Source organism: Thiosulfatimonas sediminis (assembly GCF_011398355.1).
GTDB classification, from domain to species: Bacteria; Pseudomonadota; Gammaproteobacteria; order Thiomicrospirales; family Thiomicrospiraceae; genus Thiomicrorhabdus; species Thiomicrorhabdus sediminis_A.
This window is the reverse complement of sequence record NZ_AP021889.1, coordinates 12846-30985: the sequence shown is the minus strand read 5'-3', so window position 1 is coordinate 30985 and position 18140 is coordinate 12846. Positions and strand designations below refer to the sequence as shown.

Sequence of the window (18140 nt, the reverse complement as noted above, 5' to 3'; positions counted from 1 at the left end):
CGGGAAATGCTGCTTTTTTGTTTTAATAATGCTCAAAAAATAAAATTTAGAGTAAATTACACAAATTAATTTTACTCTGACACCTTTATTCTCTAACAAAAACAGTAGGTTAGTGTAAATTACATTACGAAATAATTATATAAAACGGCGACAAAAACAATGATTGACACACGCAATATATAGCATTTAGGATGTCTAATAATAGTTATATCTCAAAAATGGTTCTAAATTATGGAAATGACCGACCCTCATGATGGTTTAAACGAGTTACAGAAAGCTCTTGATAATAAATTGGTTCAAATGACGCAATGTGAGCTACATCCTGAAATCAACTTCCTATTCGATAGGCCCAATGAAGAATACAGGTTTAGTTATGCTCGAATTGAAGGCGGTAAAATCATAGCATTTTGTGTTTTAGTCCTTGCTGAACCCCTAGAGGGACGAACTTGTTTAGGTGTAGGTTATGCTGTTCCCGTGGAGTATCGTAATCAAGGGTTTGCAACCGATATTCTAACCAAAGCTATTGATGAATTTAGCCTTCATACATTTAATAGTAATGACATTGATAGCTTTTATTTAGAGGCCATTGTTAGCAGAACAAACATACCATCACAAAAAGTGGTATCGAAAGTATTTAATAGCGATCCTAGAGAATGTACAGATTCTTTTTCGGGGGAGCCCGCTTACTCATATACAAAATTAATAAATAAGATATAACAAAAGCATAAAGTCGGACAGCCGCTACGCGGCTTCCGCTTATGCCAGTCGTTAAATGGCAATAGGAGATTTTTGAGTGGATTTAGAGAAAGTACAGGAAATACTTGTTGCCAATGGATATATGGTTGATGAAATAAAAGCCATTGGCTATGGGCAGCAAATTAAATTCACCAATGGCTCATCGGTGAATGTATACGATTCAGGAAAGATAGTTGTTGGTGGTAAAGAGCAGGACAATGTAAAAGCATTGCTTGGTCTTAATCCAGGTGGTCAACCTGCAGCCGTGCCAGCAGCAGGCATCGTACGTGGTAATAATAAAGTTTTCGTTGTTTATGGTCATGATGAGCCAGCTCGTACCCAGTTAGAGGCAATGCTGCGGCGCTGGGGTATGGAGCCTCTAATCCTTGATCAGCTGCCATCGGAAGGTCAAACTATTATCGAAAAATTGGAAGCCTATACGGCCGATGTTCAATTTGCGGTCGTTTTGGCAACACCTGATGATAAAGGGCATCGGTCTGAACACCCAGATGAATCGGCGTACAGGGCGAGGCAAAATGTGGTTCTCGAACTCGGTATGTTGCTTTCTAAATTAGGCCGAAAGCGGGTGGCGATTCTCCTTAAGCAACAAGAAAACATGGAGCGCCCTTCAGATATCCAAGGGCTAATATATATCCCATTCAAAGATGACCTTGCTAAAGAGGCAGGTTTAATTCTGGCAAAAGAAATGTGTGCTCAAGGGTATAACATTGATGTTGCTCGCATCTAAATTGCCATTTAACAAAGTGCTGCTAGGGACAAACCTACGCTGCGCTTCGGTTTACCCCAGAGCACGGCGTTGGGCGTAAATAAGGAAAGCAAGTTTGTACTTTTACGTTGATGAAAGCGGCCATACAGGCACAAACCTTTTTGACGAAAATCAACCGATTCTCTACTACGGTGTATTGTCTAGTAGGGTCAACATTGATGTATTAGCTGAGAACACGCTAAGTGCGCTTAGAAAACGACTAGGCGTAAACAGGTTGCATGCAAATGAGTTAGGTAATGCTGGAATAGCGCAAATATCAACGGAAATATATAACCTACAGAAAAGGCATGATCTCAGATTTGATATCTACAGAGTGGCAAAAGCCGATCATGCATTAATAAGTTTTTTCGACCAGGTTTTTGATCAAGGCCTAAATCCGGCAATTACGTGGTCAGGTTACTGGACGCCAATGCGTTACGTCCTTTTGCTAAAACTGGCATATTTATTTGACGAGGAAACACTAAAAAAAGCATGGAACGCAAGAATAGAGCTTAATGATCAAAAAGCAGAATCTGGCTTAGTAGAAGTCTGCAATATAATTAAAGGCAGAGTCGGAGAATTGCCAGATGAAAGGTCAAGAACATTAATCTACGACACTCTAAATTGGGCTGAAAATAACCCCTCCGCGATTTACTACAACGCAAAAAGAAAAAAGGACATGCTTTCTATCACGCCAAATCTAATCGGGTTTCAGTCTGTAATGCATGGAATTACGTTGCGCCTACTGAAAAACGGCAAGAAAGCGTCTCAAATTACAGTCGATCAACAGTCTCAATTTAATAAAGCGCAAAAAACGCTAGCTGAATTTTACGCATCAGCTCGGGATGTTCCAATGGTTACTGGCCCAGGGTTGCCCGAAATTAGCTTTAAAGGCATGCCGACAATACCAATTTCATTTAAAGCAGGTACTGATAGTGCTGGTCTTGAGTTGGTGGATGTGTATCTATGGATATTTAAACGTTTAATGGAAGAGAAAGAACTAGCACCAGAAACATATCCAATCATTCAAAAGCAAATGCATAAAAGCAGAACTGATGAAATTTCTATTAATGCCATAGCATCAAGGTGGGAAAAGTGGTTTGAAGATTTGCCGGAGCCAACAGAAGAGCAAATGAAAAAAGGCAGAGAGCTCATGGCTCTCGATGAAAAGAGAAGACTGGAAGGTATGACCGTAAGCGCCCAACAAGGCGTTCCAGCCGACGCCAAAAAGCGGCGCGGCTGAACTTTAGCGTTAACTGCCCGTTGCAAGGAGTTTGAAATCCAAACTTTCTTTAGTCTTTTCACAAATCAGTTATCGTAGAATCCTAGAAACGTCTTTTGTAAGGATTAACGATTATGTCTGTTGCTAGCCAATATCAAACCGATACCGCACCGTTGAATATGGATCTGTCGGAACGGGTTGTCGCCAATACTGCAAACCATCCTTGGTTGGAAAGTCCGTCTAAAAAGGTATTTCGTAAACCTTTAGAGCGAGAGTCGTTGGAGAGTGGCAGAACGACCAGTATTGTGCGTTTTGCGCCGGGTAGTTACTTTCCTGAACATTCACATCCATTAGGTGAAGAAATCTTTGTTTTGGAAGGTGTCTTTTCTGATGAAAACGGTGACTATCCTGCCGGCAGTTATTTGCGTAATCCACCGAATTCACGGCATTCGCCATTTTCCAAGCAGGGCTGTACGTTGTTTGTAAAGCTGGATCATTTTGATGCCGACGATAGTGAATCCGTGCGTATTCAGACAGAAAGCGCGCAATGGCAACCGGGGCAGGGCAATTTAAAGGTTTTACCACTGCACAGTTTTAAAGGCGAGCATACCGCCCTGGTCTGGTGGCCTGCGGGTGAAGTTTTCCAGCCGCATATTCATATGGGCGGTGAAGAAATTTTGGTGCTCAGTGGCGAGTTTGCCGACGAGCAGGGTGTTTATCCGAAAGGCACTTGGTTACGCAATCCCCATCAAAGCCGGCATCATCCGTTTGTCGAGCAGGAAACGCTTATTTTGGTTAAGGTAGGGCACCTGTAGTGTCTATGCCTATTTGCATCGGTATCGACCTCTCAGGGCCGTCTAATGCACAAGATACTAGCCTTTGTCTGCTCTCGGATTCTGCAATAACTTTATACAACGATTGCAATGACCAAAAAATTATCGAGATTTTGCAGCTGCTACCGACTGATCAAGCGGTTTTTATTGCTGCGGACGCACCTTTAACCTATCAAGACGGTGGCGGTTTTCGCGATATTGACCGAGCATTGCGTCAGCATTTAAATCAACAAGGTTTTAAAAAAATTGGAGTCATGGCGCCGACCATGACGCGCATGGCTTACCTGACTCTGCGAGGTCTGCGCTTGAAAGAGATCTGCCGAGAATTTTCGCAAATTCAGCTGTTTGAAACCCACCCGGGGGCGGCACTGGTTTGTTCTGGAATCGATTATGAGTTGGTGCAAAAAATCAAAACCGAGCCGCAAGCCATTCAGAGTATTTACGAGCAATTAGCACGATGTTTGCCAGATTCAATGCGTTTACCGAACATTCGATCAGATCACGATTTAATGGCGTTAAGCGCCATGCTAAGTGCTTACAATCTTAGTCGTAACCTGTCTAATTGGCAGATTCAGTCAGAGATTATTGGCCAGCCGGATTTTATTTTGTGAGGGGTTATGAGTGAATCTGTAAAGCGTGTTTGGGTTTTTGCCGCGACTGGCGGAATCGGTGCGGCTTTTGGAAAAGAGCTCAGTAAACGCTTTGCGGGCTGTCAGCTTGTCGGTTTTGCACGCAATCCAGAAAAAATTGATGCCTCGGTGTTTCAGCAAAGTTTTGCATTTGATTTGGCTCAGCCGGAGCAGTTTTTAGATGTAATTAAAGTCGCTAGCCAATTGGGGGCGCCGGATTATGTGTTGATTGCCAGTGGTTGGTTGCATGATGCCGATACCCAGCCGGAGAAAACCTACCGTGCATTAAACGCGCAACATCTGCAAAAATCTTACCAGTTAAATGCGATTGGCCCAGTCATGTTAGTGCAAGCGATATTGCAAAACTTTGGCGTAAAAACGCCAATGAAAATTGGTGTTTTATCCGCTCGTTTGGGCAGTATTTCTGACAATAAAATGGGTGGTTGGCATGCCTATCGAGCCAGCAAAGCCGCGTTAAATATGCTACTGAAAAACATCGCTATTGAGTTGAAAATGAAACGCTCGCCGATCACGGTTTTTGCCATTCAACCAGGGACTACCGATACTCGTCTTTCCAAACCTTTTCAAAAAGGGTTACCGCCGGAGCAACTACAAACGGTTGAATTTACCGCGCAAAAAATTTGCGATTTATTTGCAGAGGTTAAGCTCGCGCACAGTGGCCAGTTAATTGATTTTGCCGGCAATATTATCGAACCTTAGCCGCTAAATGCTGAGTTCGATAAATCCGGTTTTAGTAAATTCAGCCTGTTTTTTGACGAATGGTGCAATCTTAAACAGATCGCCATTACTTCCGTGACAAACTTCGTTAATTCCGGCTTGTTTTGCCAAGTCGGCTAAAGCTTGCAGGTGTTGTGGTTCGCCATGTGTCGGAATCAGTGTTTTCGGTTTGACCAGATTGAATAATTGCAATAAATCCTGCTTCGCCGGATGACCGGAGGCGTGTAGCGGAATGGTGCTGTCTTCGGCATGAATCACTTCGACTTGCTGGCTTCTTAGGCGTTCGATTAAACGGTCGATGCGTTCTTTATTTGGCGGAATTTTAATCGAGCTGAAAATCACCGTGTCGCCTTCATCTAAAAATAGCCAAGGGTGGCGTTGATTCGCTAACTTGGTGAGTGCGGCGCGCGGTTCGGCTTGCGAGCCGGTGGCGACCACAAGAACTTCTTCTGGTGGTAAATAACCGATGTGTTTAGGGTCAATCAGTTCCAAGTTTTTCGGCCAGTAGTTGAGACGTTTGGCAATCGATACCATCGTTTCCATTGAACGACCGAAAGTGGCCATTTTACGTTTGGTTTTGGCAGCGATTTTGGCGATGGTCACCAGTCGCGCGATATTAGAGCTAAAACAGCCGACTACGACGCGGTTTTTCGACTTGGCAATGGTTTGATATAACCCTTGATAACAGGCGCTTTCTGACAGGGTACTGCCTTCTTTAACCGCATTGGTTGAGTCGCAAATCATCGCATCAATACCGTAACTGCCAATCAGACTGTAAAGTTGCGGATTAAAAGGCTGTCCAAGCACCGGATTCGCATCGATTTTCCAGTCTCCGGTGTGCAGGACTTTAGCAATCGGTGTTTCGATAAGCAGGCTAGCTGCTTCTGGCACTGAGTGTGGCATCGGCAGCCAAGTGACGCTAAATTCACCGAAATCATAGGATCGCTGAAATTCAATTTGAAAAAGCGGAATCGAATGTCCCCAAGTGACTGAATTGAGTTTATTAAGCAACAATTGATAAGCAAATGGGGAAGCATAGACCGGTGCTTGTAAGCGCGGCCAGAGTTCCATAATCGCCCCCAGATGGTCTTCATGCGCATGAGTGACGATGATTGCTTGCAGGTTTTCGCTTTGCTGTTCGATAAACTGCGGATCTGCGCAGACGCGTTTTTCCTGTAAACCTTCATGCAAAAATCCCATGCCGCAATCGACCATCAGCCACTGTTTATTGTGGCCGTAAAGGTTCATATTCATGCCGATTTCGCCGGTGCCGCCAAGCGGTAAAAACCAAAAGTCATGTTTTGTTGGGGTTTGAATAATTGGATGTGCAGTCATGAAATGTCTTTAAATTTTACGATTCAGGTTATTTGAACACATTCCAGCGACGGGATTTGTTCTGTATTTCCCCAAAGGTTGATGAAAATTCAGACTTGATTATGTTGAAAGTTTGATTGAGTTTGCAATCGCGCCGCTAGTTAGAAAAGTGTTTAACCGCCTGTTAAAGATTCATTAGGCGGTTTGGGTTTGGTTTAAGAGACCTATATTGTGTCGCTTAAATAGCTGGTTTACCACGGCCGATTGAGTAAATTGGCCCAGTGGGTTTGCCGGTTGGAGAACCTGTTTCATCTTCTAAAGTTAATTCAAAGAGCTGATTTGGTTGTAACGGTGGGAGTTTGTCAATATCCACTTGTAAGCTTTGTCCTTTTTTGACTAAGCCAAGCGATATGGGTGCGTTCCAGCCGTCCGCTTTAGTCCAAAATTGCAGAGCTTTACCTTCTGGAATTTCCACTGAACCGAGCGGAATTAACTCAATTTTTTGGTTATTACCTGCTTGAATCACCCAACCTGGCGATTTAGCTTGCGGTTCCACCAGTACAGCAATATAAGTGGTTTTTCCGGGCGCTTGTTGTACGTATTGAAATAGTTGAATACTGAGCAACAAGCTTGTTATAAAACCAGCCAAAGCAAAACCACGCCATAAGCTTAAGCTTTGCCAAAAATATCTAAGACTTTGCGATTTTTGGCGTGGTTGAAAGGCTTTATTCTGGCGTTCTAAAGCGTCTAAACTGCGTTCAATTTTAGCACTAAGCGGTTGTGCTAGCGGCACAGTGGGTAGTTGGTCTGTTATTGCAAGTAATTGATTTTGAAAGTCATTAACTTGTTTTTGCAAGGCCGGGTCCTGCTGCATTTGCTTTTCAAACGCATTTTTTTGTGCAAAATCCAATAAGCCCAAAACATAAAGTTCGGCGTTGATTTGCGGGTCATGTTGTTGAGTGTGTTGACTCATTGCAGACACTCCTTTAAAGCCTGCAGGCTTCGTCTTATCCAGGTTTTAATGGTACCAATCGGTTTATCCATTAAATGTGCAATTTCTTCTTGCGTGTAGCCGTGGATATAGGCCTGTAAGATGCATTGCTTATTGGCTTCGTTAAGCTGTTCGATACAGTGATACAAATTTCTGTTGTGCAGCGAATTTTCTGCTTCGTTGCTGGCGTTGTGCTCGTTTTCGGCTTGTAATTGATCCATCAAATCGGTCAAAAACTCCGGATCGGCTTGCACCTGTCGTTGGTTTTTTTGCAGAGCGTTTAAAGCTAAATTACGTGTTAAGGTATAAATCCAACCTCGTGCAGAACCGAGTTCTGGACGGTAAGTTTGCGCACTGGTCCAAATCTTAATAAAGGCGTCGTGCACAATTTCCTCTGCCAAACTTTGATTTTGCAGTATCCGGTAAACCACGGCGATTAAGCGAGGCGCCTCTTGTTGGTATAGGGCGGTTAAAGCGCTACGTTGTTCGGCGGCACACGCTAATAGCGCCGCTTCGTAATCAAACAAGGATTGTGACATACCCATTTGTCTCTTTAGACCCTATAAAAAAAGCCCAGTATAGCGAACTGGGCTGAGGTCTGTTAAATATTCATACGGGTTTTTTACCCGCTATATTTCAGGAAACAGAGAGTCCTTCTTTATTGGGTTTCGATGAGGCATAGCACGCCTCTATTTTTAAGGGGCATTACAAAATTTTTAGGCTCGTTACCTGTCTGGTTCAGATTCGGGATAACCGTCATCGGTCATCCTTTATCTAATCCTAAATTTTGTGGTGCTTGAAATCATTTAAAGGTGCTCAGTGTCTCCTTGGGTGCTATTTTGGGTCAGTTAAATAATTATTTAGCTTTCCAGAATAGGTAGTCACCAGAATAGTTTACAACCATTTTATGACCCACTTTGCTCGTGTTACAGCCTTCAGCAGGTGCTTTACCGCCGTTTAGGTTGATACGTTGGATGTAGGTTACGCCTTTTAGCAGACCGTCTTTTTCAGAGGCGTTTGCTTTAACCAGTTGCATTGGAATGCTGCCTGCTTTTGATGGAGAAACGGCAAGTTGTTTACCAGTAATTGAAGAACCGTCAAACGCTTCCCAAGTTGCTGGTGGTCCAAAATAAGAGATTGCTGCATTGCCTTGAATGTCACTCAAAATTGCACGTGGTCCAGCGAATGCCCATCCGGTTTTGCCGTCTGTCGTTTTGCATTCCCAAGTAATATTACCTTTAGCGTGTGTAACAAGAGCAAGTTCGTTACCTGCAGGAACTTGAATTGATTCTGGAAGAGTAGACTGGTTAAAAGCTCCCGCTTGTACAGAGGTTGCAATGGCGAATAAACCGACAAGTGTAAGGGAGTTGCTGATGATTTTTTTCATTGTGTAGCTTCCTAAATTTCAAAGTTAGTTGCATATCATTCCGCAGAATGAATGAGCGAGTTTTGTGCGCTTTCAATAGGTACTACCGATGAGGTAACGATTTAGTTTCAAAAAAAATCATTTTTTTTAATTATTTTTAATCGATTATTTTTTTAATAATAAAAACAATAAGTTAATTTACTTTGGTGGATACGAAATGTCGCAATAGCGTTTTAGTCGAGTGAATTTTTGCGGTGTTGCGATTGTTTAGCATGGTCTTTGCTAAAACAGCGTATAACCTAGGCGGCGCAGAATAAATCTAAATGGCTTTAGTTATAGAACCATTTGGCTGAGCAAAGTGGCTATTTAGTGTCATGTCGTGGTTTGACAATACTAGAAAGCAGCATTGCGATGTGGTTCAAAGCGCCTACAGGTAAGGCTTACAAGGCGGTTTTGTTATTGACCTTTTGATTCATTGCTTTTGCTATCTACTTTGAGGGGAGTCTGGAATTGAGGCTTTGCAATCCCTTGCGGCAGTCAATGGGGATTATTCTGTGCCTCTTAATTAAACAAAGAGCGTTGTTGGACTTGCACCACTATTGTGCGTTCTGCGTTCTTTCGTTTACCCAACAGACAAATCTGAAATCATTTTTATAAAAGATAAAAAAAAATTCACTTTCTTTTTTTACGTCTATTAGGCAATGTGATAAGCCGTTTCACGAGATTATTACTCAATTTTTTGCAAGGAGATGTCGACAATGCAGCAGGCAGATATTGGATTGATCGGGCTGGCCGTAATGGGACAGAATTTGGTTCTAAATATGGCCGATCACGGTTTTAAAGTGGCGGTCTACAACCGTTCGCCCAGCAAAACTGAGGAGTTTCTCGCCGCCGAGCCAGATAACCCGAATTTAGTCGGTTGTTTTAGCATTGCAGATTTAGTTAATTCGCTGCAAGCACCGCGCAAAATTATGTTGATGGTTAAAGCGGGTCAAGTGGTTGATCTGTTTATTGAACAGTTATTACCGCATCTGCAAGCGGGTGACATTATTATCGACGGTGGTAATTCTTTGTATACCGATTCACAGCGTCGTACCGAGGCCTTACAAAAACAAGGTATTTTATTTATTGGTACAGGTGTTTCCGGTGGAGAGGAGGGTGCGCGTTTTGGGCCTTCTATTATGCCAGGCGGCAATCCAGACGCTTGGCAGGCAGTTAAACCGATTTTTCAAGCAATTTCTGCTAAAGCCGATGCCGCGCCATGTTGTGATTGGGTTGGCGATGGCGGAGCCGGGCATTACGTCAAAATGGTACATAACGGAATTGAATATGGCGATATGCAGTTGATTGCAGAAAGTTACCATTTGATGCGTTATGGCATGGGGTTGAGTGCGAAAAAATGCCAGAAGATTTTCGCTAAGTGGAACAAGGGGGTGTTAGACAGTTATTTGATTGAAATCACCGCTGAAATCTTGAAATTTACGGATGCTGACGGTAAACCGTTGGTGGATAAAATTTTGGATGCTGCTGGGCAAAAAGGGACTGGAAAATGGACGGGAATCAGTTCTTTAGAGTTAGGGATTCCGGTAACCTTAATTACCGAATCGGTTTATTCACGGTGTCTTTCCGCTTTAAAAGACGAACGAAACAAAGCGCAAAAAGTGTTTGGTAAGGCGCCCAAACCGCCTAAGTTCGATAAGGCTGAGCGTAAAGCGCTGTTAAAAGCGATTCACGATGCGCTCTACGCTTCAAAAATTATCTCTTATGCGCAAGGTTATATGCTAATGCGTGAAGCGGCCAAAGAGTTTGGCTGGCAGTTAAACTATGGTGGTATTGCGCTTATGTGGCGCGGCGGCTGTATTATTCGTTCGACTTTCCTTGGCGAAATCAAAAATGCCTTTGAAAGCAATCCAGGTTTAAGCAATTTGTTAATCGCCGATTTCTTCAGTAAAGCGTTGCAAGAGAGTCATGAAAACTGGCGTAAAGCGGTTATTTTTGGGATTCAACAACAGATTCCAACCCCAGCGTTAAGTTCCGCTTTGGCTTTCTTTGACGGTTATAAAACCGCTAAATTACCGGCCAATTTGTTGCAAGCACAACGTGATTATTTTGGCGCGCATACTTATGAACGCGTGGATGCGCCGCGAGGTACTTTTTTCCATACCGATTGGATTCAATCTGGTGGTCGGGTGAGCTCAACCACCTACGAGGTGTAATCATGGCGCAATCCTGTACTTATGTGGTTTTCGGCGCGACTGGAAACCTTTCAATGACAAAGCTAATGCCTGCTTTTTACCATTTGGAAAAGCATCGACGTTTGGCTGATGATGTCAAAATTCTTGCCATAGGGCGTCGTGATTGGAACCGTGAAGAGTGGTTAGAAACGGTCAAAGACGCAGTCATACCCAAAGCGCGTGGCGGAATTACCGATGATGTTTGCGAGCGATTTTGTCAGCGGCTAGATTATTTCAAAATGGATATTCTTGCGGCGGATGAGTATGAGAATTTGAAGCAGCATATTAGTGCGAATCATTGGCCGACCAATATGGCTTTTTATTTGTCATTAGGGCCGGATCAATTTGCTCCTGCGGTTGAGTATCTTGGTAAAGCCGGTCTGCTGAAGCAAGATTCTGGATGGCGTAGAGTGGTGTTAGAAAAGCCATTTGGCTATGATGCGGAAAGCGCAAAACAGTTGCAAAAGCGCTTGAATAAACACTTGGATGAAGAGCAGACTTACCGTATCGATCACTATCTTGGCAAAGGTATGGTGCAAAATTTAATGGTTTTCCGGTTTGCTAATTTGATGATGGAACCATTATGGAATCGTAACTATATTGATCACATTCAAATCACCCATGCGGAAGATAAATCGGTCGGCACGCGCGCCGGTTATTACGATACCAGTGGCGCGATGCGCGATATGATTCAGTCGCATCTATTGCAACTCTTGGCTTTGGTGGCGATGGAGCCTCCGGCATCAATGGAAGCTGAAGCTTTGCGTAACGAAAAGGTAAAATTGCTGCAATCTGTTCGGCCTATTATGAAAAAGAATGTGCATAATCAGGCTTATCGTGCGCAGTATGCTGAAGGGGTGGTGAATGGTCAAACTGTGCCAGCGTATCTGCAAGAGCCGGATGTTGCTGAGGACAGTGTGACGGAAACTTACGCGGCTTTAAAATTGTATATTGATAATTGGCGTTGGGCGGGGGTGCCGTTTTACATTCAAACCGGTAAAAATATGCCGAAAAATCGTACGATTGTGGCGATTCGCTTTAAACACCCGCCTAAGCAGTTTTTCCGTGAGTCGCAGGTTAAGAAAATGGAGCCTAATTGGGTGGTTTTTGGGATACAGCCCGAGGAATCGATTCGTATCGAAATCACTGCTAAGCAGCCTGGTCTGGAAATTATGACTGAGCAGACCAGTCTGGATGCGACGTTAAAAGGGGATGACAACAATACTTATGATGCTTATGAAGAGTTGTTGTTGGACGTGATAAAAGGAGACCGATCTCTCTTCTTACGGTATGACGAAGTCAAGGCTGCTTGGAATGTGGTTGACCCAGTGCTACAAGCTTGGGCGGCAGAAACGGCTTATATTGACACCTATCCTGCAGGAACTTGGGGGCCAGATGGTGCGAAGAAGTTATTTGACCATCCTGAGCAATGTTGGCGATATCACTATACGCCGGAGTGTGCCTAGTAATGAGTGTACAGACAGTAACGTTTAGCGACAGTTCTGAAGAGTGGCAGATTTACTCAAAAACCGAGGCTTTGGTGCAGGCGGCGGTGGCTTATATATTGCAAGCCGCTAGCGCAACGATTGAGGCGCGTGGTGCGTTTAATTTGGTATTGGCTGGGGGCACGACACCGATTGCTATTTACAAACAACTGGCGCAATTAAGTGAAGCAGAAGCACAGTTTTCAAAATGGTGTTTGTTTATGGGTGATGAACGGGTATATCCGAGTGATCACCCGGAGCGCAATAGCCTGGCAGCTGAACAAGCTTGGTTAAAGAATGGCAGCGTGCCGAGTGAACAGATTTTCTTTATGCCAACCGAACTTGGGCTGGAAGAATCGGCAATTATTTATCGCGATATGATTGAAGGTGTTCACTTTGATTTGGTCTTGCTCGGCATGGGAGAAGATGGGCATACCGCCAGCTTGTTTCCAGGGCATAACCGAAAGGATGTGCGTGGTGTGATTAGCGAAACACAATCGCCTAAAGCACCGAATGAGCGACTCAGTTTGTCTTACCAGCGGATTAATTCGGCGGCTAAGATTTTAAAATTGATTACCGGTTCGGCAAAATTTGAGGTTACCCAGTTGTGGTATCAAGCTTTGCAAACGGGCAAGCTTGCCGATTTACCGATTGCTAAAATTAGCGGGCGACAACAGACTTTAACCTTGCTGGATTCCAAGGCTTTTCTAGGTTAGGGATTCAAATCTGTGTTTTCTGAGGCGTAAAAAAACCGAGTTTGGGGCATCCAACTCGGTTTTTTTGTGAACAAATTATTCGCTTATTTGTAAGCGTCCGGCAATCACCGATTGCTAGGTTGCCAATTGTGCGGTAGGAGTTGGTCGATTTGACTGGCTTTATGGGTGGGTAAGCGTTCAAGCACGTCTTTGAGATAGGCGTAAGGATCCAGACCATTGTTTTTAGCTGATTGAATCAAGCTCATAATATTCGCCGCACGTTGACCACTGCGTAGACTGCCGGCAAACAGCCAGTTCTTGCGACCTAACGCCCAAGGTCGGATTTGATTTTCTACCCAGTTATTATCGATGGGCAGGCGGCCATCTCCAAGGTATCGGCTTAAGGCATCCCAACGTTTCAAGCTATAGTGAATCGCTTTTTCCGTTGCCCCACCTTTGGGCACTTTTTCTCGATGGACCTTCAGCCATTTGAGCAGCAAGTCCATGATCGGTTTGGATTTTTGCTGCCGGATTATCTGTCGTTCCTCTGGGGCTAAGGGTTGAATCTCTTTTTCAATGGCGTAAAGTTGTCCCATTAGTTCAATGGCTTGAATGGCAATCGTGCTTTTGCCGCTTTCATGCAGTTCCACGAACTTACGACGGGCATGCGCCATACAGCCCACTTCGCTCACGCCTTGTTTAAAACTGGCTTTGTACCCAGGATAGTCATCACACACCAACAATCCTTTCCAATCCTGTAGCACCTCTCTTGCGAACTTGCCGTTTCGTCCTTCACTGAAGTGGTAATACACCGCCTTATGTTGTGCATTGGCTGGATTGGTGTAGGCCCACAGATAGGCTTTATGGGTTTTCTTATTCCCCGGCTTGAGCATGGGCACTGGGGTTTCATCGGCGTGCAAGACCGGTTGCGTCAGCAAAAAGTCTTTGAGTGCTTGAGCCACCGGTTCAAGTTGAACACCACAGACGCCGACCCATTCGGCTAAAGTGGAACTGGGTAATTTAACACCGGCCCGTTCAAAGATCTGAGCTTGACGATACAGCGGTAAGTGATCAGCGTATTTGGCGATGAGCAGATGTGCGAGTAACCCAGAGGTGGGCAGACCTTTATCAATGATTTGTGGGGGCATCGGTTTTTGAATCAGAGTTTCACAGGTATCGCACGCCCATTTGGAGCGAATATGACGTTCAACTTGAAACGTCCCGGGCAGATAATCCAGCTTTTCACTGACGTCTTCACCAATATGGCGTAATTGACAGCCACATGAACAGGTGGTGGATTCGGGATCATGACGGATGTCAAGACGAGGTAGGTGTTCGGGTAGCGGCTGACGCTTAGGTTTTTTCTTTGGTTGCGCTGTGTCGGTTTTGTCTCTAAGCGCATCCAGTTCCGATTCAATCGCGGCAATGTCGGCATCGGTCACTTCATCCAACAGTGTCATCTGTAAGGCGCTGATCTGTTCACTTTTGTGTGAGAATTTTAAACGTCTGAGATAGGCTAACTCATAGGTGAGTTGATCGATTTTAAGCTCTTTTTGTTGAATGGCTTTGGCATCGGCGGCGATGCGCTGGTCTTTTTCTTCAACCTGAACCAACAACTGCGCCGCCAGTGTTCGTAACTGGTCAGCAGAGAGTTGATGGAGGTTTGGCATTGTTTTCATGCCGCGGATTATAAAGACTAACTCAGTGATAAGGAAGTCTCGAGCCGTTGCCAAGGCAAGCCCTGCACCAGTGCCAGACATTGTTCAGGGGAGAGTGTCACGGAATCGCCCCGCCACAGCTCAGCCCAATGGAATTTACCTTGATTCAAACGTCGAGCACACAGCCAGATGCCTAAGCCATCGTGGATCAGTATCTTCATTCGATTGCCACGCTTATTGGCAAACAGATACGCATGATGGGGTTTGGCCTCACCAAACACGGCAATGACACGAGCTAATGCGGTATCGGGTCCTGCACGCATATCCATGGGTTCAGTCGCCAGCCAATAATGATCAATGCGAATCATGACTGCACCGACTTGACAAAGGCGCTTAATTTGGCCAATTCTGTGACAGGCCAGTGCACAGCAATCTTGCCTTGAGGTGCAGGCAGTTCGACCAAGAGCGTTTGAGGCGATGACGGCGGCAGATCGTTCAAGACCAGCGGAATAAATGCCGCTTGGGAAGCATGGCGCTTTTTAAGCTGACGCTTCCAGTTCTGTATTTGATTGGCATTGATGCCGTAGTCTCGAGCCACTTGTGCAATCGAGGTGTTAGGGTCCTCGCAAGCGGTCAAAACCTGCTGTTTGAATTCCCGTGAGTAGCGACGGCGAATCTTTTTGACTGTGGGAAGCGTTGATAGTGTGTCTGTCATAATAAGTGCCCATTTAAAATACGTGGGCACCTAATTATTCACAGATAAGTGTGGTTGGTAAGAGGTGTTTACCGGATAGTTACGGTAATCTGTTCGGTTACACCGATTTTGTGATAACCCGCATAGTCATCGGTTTGTAGGTAAGCGTCAATTTACCCACATCTAAAATTCCTGAATAAAGTTCGTTATTCTTCTATGTGTTTTCAATCACAGGAGAATTTTGATGAGCAAACACGAACTTTGGGTGCAGCGGATTGCCGATTGGCAAGCCAGTGGTCTTTCACAACGGGCATTTTGCCAGCAGCAAGGCTTGGCGATTTCAACCTTTTATACTTGGCGACGTAGGCTTCGAAACTTAAGCCAAGAACCCATCAAAGAATCTTCTGCCTTTTTGCCGATGGTGATTCACGATCAGCCTGAACCGTGCTCAACCAGCATTGCAGTCAAGGCAAAAGGATTGGTATTTGAGTGTTCCGTGGTGCAATTAGCGCAATTAATCACCGAGTTGAATCGTCATGCTTAGACCAAGCTTTGATGCACACGTCTTTGTCTATCGGGATCCGGTGGATATGCGTAAATCCATTAATGGACTGGCGGCCATTGTGGAAGCTGAGCTGGGACATTCTCCCATGAATGGTGCACTGTTTGTGTTTTGCAACCGTTCTCGCGATAAGGTCAAACTCCTCTACTGGGAGCGCAATGGCTTTGTGCTCTGGTACAAGCGATTAGAGAAACACAAGTTTAAATGGCTCAATCCTCAGGAAACAAAGGATTCGATTGAAGTTACCGGCAAACAGCTCAATCAGTTACTCGATGGCTTGGATATTTTTCAACAACCGCATGAGTCACTTTTCTATGACAACGTGAGCTAATTCGGGTATCTTACCCGCCCATGAAAACACCTCTGACTGCTCACGATTTACCCGATGATATCGATGCCTTAAAAGCCTTGGTTTTGCAAAAAGACCAGCACATCGACACCTTATCAACGGAAGTCAGTCGCCTGTCTGAATTAGTCATGTTCTTTAAGGTTCGTCAATTCTATAAAAGCAGTGAAAAACACCCGGATCAAGCCGAGTTGTTTAATGAGCCAGAAGTCGAAGACAGCTCAGTACTTAAAAACAGCGTTTCTAAATCATCGAATGACCTACCAAAAGAAAAGTCAAAAGCTGGTCGTAAACCCTTACCAAAGAATCTACCCCGTCAACGTGTTGAACATCGCTTACCGGTCGGTGAGAAATGTGACTGCGGCTCAGAGTTCAAAGAAATCGGTGAAGAGGTCTCTGAGCAATTAGAAATTATTCCTGCCAAAATCATTGTTCGTCAGTTAGTGCGTAAAAAATACGCCTGCCCAGGGTGTGACGGTTCGCTTAAGTTAGCGTCCATGCCCAAACAGCCGATTCCCAAAAGCATTGCGGGTCCTGGGTTACTTGCCTACATTGCCACAGCGAAATACCAAGATGGCGTACCGCTGTATCGTCAAGAAAAAGCCTTTGAACGTTTAGAGGTCGAACTGTCACGCCAAACGATGGCCAACTGGATGATTAAGGGGGTCCAACTCTGTCAGCCACTGTACAACCTACTGCAAGATCATCTGCTCGACAGTGGTTATGTGCACATGGATGAAACGCGTGTGCAAGTGTTGAATGAGGTGGGGAAAACCGCAGAGAGCCACAGTTACATGTGGGTACGCAAGACGGGCGATCAAAAACACCCAGTGGTGTTATTCGACTATGCACCGGATCGCACCACACAAACCGCCATGAATTTATTGCCTGAGTTTAAAGGCTTCCTACAAACCGATGACTATGCGGGTTATCACAAAATCGGTGCAACGGAACAGATTACCCATCTAGGTTGTTGGGCCCATGCCAGACGTAAGTTTATGGATGCCAAAAAAGTACTGCCTAAGAATAAAACCGGCAAGGCGGACATGGCACTCAATCTCATTCAAAAGCTCTATCAAATTGAACAACACATCAAAGACCAACCACCAAATAAACGACTCGAGATCCGGCAAACCGAAAGCCTGCGGGTTTTAGAACAGCTCAAAACGTGGTTGGATAAAAGCCTCAACAGCACCGTGCCCAAAAGCAAACTCGGTGAGGCCTTGAGCTATCTTGCGAAAAACTGGGAAAAGCTTCAAATCTTCACCACGAATGGGCGATTGAATATCGACAACAACCCGGTTGAGAATGCCATTCGTCCCTTCGCGATTGGACGCAAGAACTGGCTCTTTAGCCAATCGGTTAAAGGCGCCAAAGCCAGTGCGATGCTGTACAGCTTGATTGAAACCGCCAAAGCCAACGGACTCGAACCCCAAGCCTATCTCACCGATCTCTTCCGAGACCTCCCCAACTGCGACACCCTCGAGCAGTTCGAAGCACTTCTGCCGTGGAATCACACCGCATCCTAGAAAACTAGGGTGTGGGTAAATTGTCGCTTACATTTTTTTTGCATTATGTTGAGATTATCAGTGCGGATTGTGAATAATTCAGGTATATAGATTCACTGAGCCATATCCTTTTTGCTTTTTTATTTAAAAATATGCCTTCGCATCCCTTTAGAATCATGGGTTCTATCGTAATTTTTGATTTAATTGTCTGGTGTAAAGTCGGCTATGTAAAGTAAAATAAACAACTTTTGTATAATTGGTCATTTTGGGTCACCCAATTGTTGAGAAACAAGGTGATGAACTATCTTCAAAAGTATCGCCTTAGGCTGGCGTTACTTATGAAGATTGGGCACACAAGCCAATCT

Annotated in this window: 19 protein-coding genes; 12 read left to right on the top strand and 7 right to left on the bottom strand. The window is 44.6% G+C overall.

All coding sequences use genetic code 11. The features are described from left to right. The first annotated feature begins 231 nt into the window (after window positions 1–231). From HRR27_RS00145 to HRR27_RS00120, 6 genes are all read left to right on the top strand, one after another. A complete protein-coding gene (locus tag HRR27_RS00145) occupies window positions 232–717 on the top strand; it encodes a GNAT family N-acetyltransferase (RefSeq protein WP_173269127.1) in 486 nt (161 codons plus the stop codon). A 76-nt stretch (window positions 718–793) separates the two neighbouring features. After that, window positions 794–1483 (top strand): TIR domain-containing protein, encoded by a 690-nt coding sequence (locus HRR27_RS00140; RefSeq protein WP_243830853.1) that lies wholly within the window; start codon window positions 794–796, stop codon window positions 1481–1483. Window positions 1484–1577: 94 nt separating this feature from the next. Continuing rightward, window positions 1578–2744, top strand: coding sequence for a DUF3800 domain-containing protein (locus HRR27_RS00135; protein WP_173269125.1), 1167 nt, complete (start codon window positions 1578–1580; stop codon window positions 2742–2744). A gap of 113 nt (window positions 2745–2857) precedes the next feature. Further along, a complete protein-coding gene (locus HRR27_RS00130; RefSeq protein WP_173269123.1) occupies window positions 2858–3538 on the top strand; it encodes a cupin domain-containing protein in 681 nt (226 codons plus the stop codon). Beyond that, entirely contained in the window at window positions 3538–4167 is a 630-nt protein-coding gene (locus HRR27_RS00125) for a DUF429 domain-containing protein (protein WP_173269121.1), read from the top strand. The genes HRR27_RS00130 and HRR27_RS00125 overlap by 1 nt, the downstream gene beginning before the upstream one ends. Window positions 4168–4173: 6 nt before the next feature. Beyond that, the gene (locus tag HRR27_RS00120; protein WP_173269119.1) at window positions 4174–4905 is read left to right on the top strand and encodes an SDR family NAD(P)-dependent oxidoreductase; all 732 of its coding nucleotides are present in this window, start codon (window positions 4174–4176) and stop codon (window positions 4903–4905) included. Between the two features lie 3 nt (window positions 4906–4908). Here the strand turns inward: HRR27_RS00120 and HRR27_RS00115 are convergent, their stop codons facing one another. From HRR27_RS00115 to HRR27_RS00100, 4 genes are all read right to left on the bottom strand, one after another. Then, window positions 4909–6258: a ribonuclease J gene (locus HRR27_RS00115; protein WP_197905417.1), complete on the bottom strand. Its 1350-nt coding sequence runs from the start codon at window positions 6256–6258 to the stop codon at window positions 4909–4911. A 217-nt stretch (window positions 6259–6475) separates the two neighbouring features. Beyond that, complete coding sequence (locus HRR27_RS00110; RefSeq protein WP_173269117.1) at window positions 6476–7210, bottom strand: anti-sigma factor; 735 nt, start codon at window positions 7208–7210, stop codon at window positions 6476–6478. Then, window positions 7207–7773 (bottom strand): sigma-70 family RNA polymerase sigma factor, encoded by a 567-nt coding sequence (locus HRR27_RS00105; RefSeq protein ID WP_197905416.1) that lies wholly within the window; start codon window positions 7771–7773, stop codon window positions 7207–7209. The genes HRR27_RS00110 and HRR27_RS00105 overlap by 4 nt, the downstream gene beginning before the upstream one ends. Before the next feature lie 311 nt (window positions 7774–8084). Then, a complete protein-coding gene (locus HRR27_RS00100) occupies window positions 8085–8615 on the bottom strand; it encodes a DUF3455 domain-containing protein (RefSeq protein ID WP_173269115.1) in 531 nt (176 codons plus the stop codon). A 737-nt stretch (window positions 8616–9352) separates the two neighbouring features. Between HRR27_RS00100 and gnd the strand changes: the two genes are divergently transcribed. Genes gnd through pgl form a run of 3 tightly spaced genes read left to right on the top strand, consistent with a single transcriptional unit; the run spans window position 9353 to window position 13028 of the window. Then, on the top strand, window positions 9353–10810 hold the full coding sequence (gene gnd / locus HRR27_RS00095; protein WP_173269114.1) for a decarboxylating NADP(+)-dependent phosphogluconate dehydrogenase: 1458 nt from the start codon (window positions 9353–9355) through the stop codon (window positions 10808–10810). 2 nt (window positions 10811–10812) lie between these two features. Next, window positions 10813–12294: a glucose-6-phosphate dehydrogenase gene (zwf, locus tag HRR27_RS00090; protein ID WP_173269112.1), complete on the top strand. Its 1482-nt coding sequence runs from the start codon at window positions 10813–10815 to the stop codon at window positions 12292–12294. A gap of 2 nt (window positions 12295–12296) precedes the next feature. After that, window positions 12297–13028 (top strand): 6-phosphogluconolactonase, encoded by a 732-nt coding sequence (gene pgl, locus HRR27_RS00085; protein WP_173269102.1) that lies wholly within the window; start codon window positions 12297–12299, stop codon window positions 13026–13028. Window positions 13029–13132: 104 nt separating this feature from the next. Here the strand turns inward: pgl and tnpC (HRR27_RS00080) are convergent, their stop codons facing one another. From tnpC (HRR27_RS00080) to HRR27_RS00070, 3 genes are read right to left on the bottom strand one after another with little or no spacing between them, the layout of a single operon-like run. Beyond that, window positions 13133–14686, bottom strand: a complete 1554-nt coding sequence (gene tnpC / locus HRR27_RS00080; RefSeq protein ID WP_173269099.1) for an IS66 family transposase — start codon at window positions 14684–14686, stop codon at window positions 13133–13135. A 17-nt stretch (window positions 14687–14703) separates the two neighbouring features. Further along, the gene (gene tnpB, locus HRR27_RS00075) at window positions 14704–15033 is read right to left on the bottom strand and encodes an IS66 family insertion sequence element accessory protein TnpB (protein WP_173269097.1); all 330 of its coding nucleotides are present in this window, start codon (window positions 15031–15033) and stop codon (window positions 14704–14706) included. After that, window positions 15030–15380 carry a transposase gene (locus tag HRR27_RS00070; protein WP_173269095.1) on the bottom strand — a complete coding sequence of 117 codons (351 nt, stop codon included), beginning with the start codon at window positions 15378–15380 and terminating at the stop codon, window positions 15030–15032. Before HRR27_RS00070 ends, tnpB (HRR27_RS00075) begins: the two co-directional genes overlap by 4 nt. Window positions 15381–15603: 223 nt before the next feature. Here HRR27_RS00070 and tnpA point away from each other — a divergent pair, with 223 nt between their 5' ends. From tnpA to tnpC (HRR27_RS00055), 3 genes are read left to right on the top strand one after another with little or no spacing between them, the layout of a single operon-like run. After that, window positions 15604–15903, top strand: a complete 300-nt coding sequence (tnpA, locus tag HRR27_RS00065) for an IS66 family insertion sequence element accessory protein TnpA (RefSeq protein WP_173269093.1) — start codon at window positions 15604–15606, stop codon at window positions 15901–15903. Continuing rightward, entirely contained in the window at window positions 15896–16252 is a 357-nt protein-coding gene (gene tnpB / locus HRR27_RS00060) for an IS66 family insertion sequence element accessory protein TnpB (RefSeq protein WP_173269090.1), read from the top strand. The genes tnpA and tnpB (HRR27_RS00060) overlap by 8 nt, the downstream gene beginning before the upstream one ends. Before the next feature lie 20 nt (window positions 16253–16272). After that, on the top strand, window positions 16273–17796 hold the full coding sequence (gene tnpC, locus HRR27_RS00055; RefSeq protein WP_173269087.1) for an IS66 family transposase: 1524 nt from the start codon (window positions 16273–16275) through the stop codon (window positions 17794–17796). Window positions 17797–18140: the final 344 nt, after the last annotated feature.

What these genes read in the sequence shown, in the direction of transcription:
- zwf (WP_173269112.1), top strand. Translation starts at nt 10,813, where the DNA reads ATGGCGCAATCCTGTACTTATGTGGTTTTCGGCGCGACTGGAAACCTT.
- HRR27_RS00120 (WP_173269119.1), top strand. Translation starts at nt 4,174, where the DNA reads ATGAGTGAATCTGTAAAGCGTGTTTGGGTTTTTGCCGCGACTGGCGGA.
- HRR27_RS00130 (WP_173269123.1), top strand. Translation starts at nt 2,858, where the DNA reads ATGTCTGTTGCTAGCCAATATCAAACCGATACCGCACCGTTGAATATG.
- tnpB (WP_173269090.1), top strand. Translation starts at nt 15,896, where the DNA reads ATGCTTAGACCAAGCTTTGATGCACACGTCTTTGTCTATCGGGATCCG.
- pgl (WP_173269102.1), top strand. Translation starts at nt 12,297, where the DNA reads ATGAGTGTACAGACAGTAACGTTTAGCGACAGTTCTGAAGAGTGGCAG.
- tnpB (WP_173269097.1), bottom strand. Translation starts at nt 15,033, where the DNA reads ATGATTCGCATTGATCATTATTGGCTGGCGACTGAACCCATGGATATG.
- gnd (WP_173269114.1), top strand. Translation starts at nt 9,353, where the DNA reads ATGCAGCAGGCAGATATTGGATTGATCGGGCTGGCCGTAATGGGACAG.
- HRR27_RS00100 (WP_173269115.1), bottom strand. Translation starts at nt 8,615, where the DNA reads ATGAAAAAAATCATCAGCAACTCCCTTACACTTGTCGGTTTATTCGCC.
- tnpC (WP_173269087.1), top strand. Translation starts at nt 16,273, where the DNA reads ATGAAAACACCTCTGACTGCTCACGATTTACCCGATGATATCGATGCC.
- tnpC (WP_173269099.1), bottom strand. Translation starts at nt 14,686, where the DNA reads ATGAAAACAATGCCAAACCTCCATCAACTCTCTGCTGACCAGTTACGA.
- tnpA (WP_173269093.1), top strand. Translation starts at nt 15,604, where the DNA reads ATGAGCAAACACGAACTTTGGGTGCAGCGGATTGCCGATTGGCAAGCC.
- HRR27_RS00110 (WP_173269117.1), bottom strand. Translation starts at nt 7,210, where the DNA reads ATGAGTCAACACACTCAACAACATGACCCGCAAATCAACGCCGAACTT.
- HRR27_RS00145 (WP_173269127.1), top strand. Translation starts at nt 232, where the DNA reads ATGGAAATGACCGACCCTCATGATGGTTTAAACGAGTTACAGAAAGCT.
- HRR27_RS00105 (WP_197905416.1), bottom strand. Translation starts at nt 7,773, where the DNA reads ATGGGTATGTCACAATCCTTGTTTGATTACGAAGCGGCGCTATTAGCG.
- HRR27_RS00070 (WP_173269095.1), bottom strand. Translation starts at nt 15,380, where the DNA reads ATGACAGACACACTATCAACGCTTCCCACAGTCAAAAAGATTCGCCGT.
- HRR27_RS00115 (WP_197905417.1), bottom strand. Translation starts at nt 6,258, where the DNA reads ATGACTGCACATCCAATTATTCAAACCCCAACAAAACATGACTTTTGG.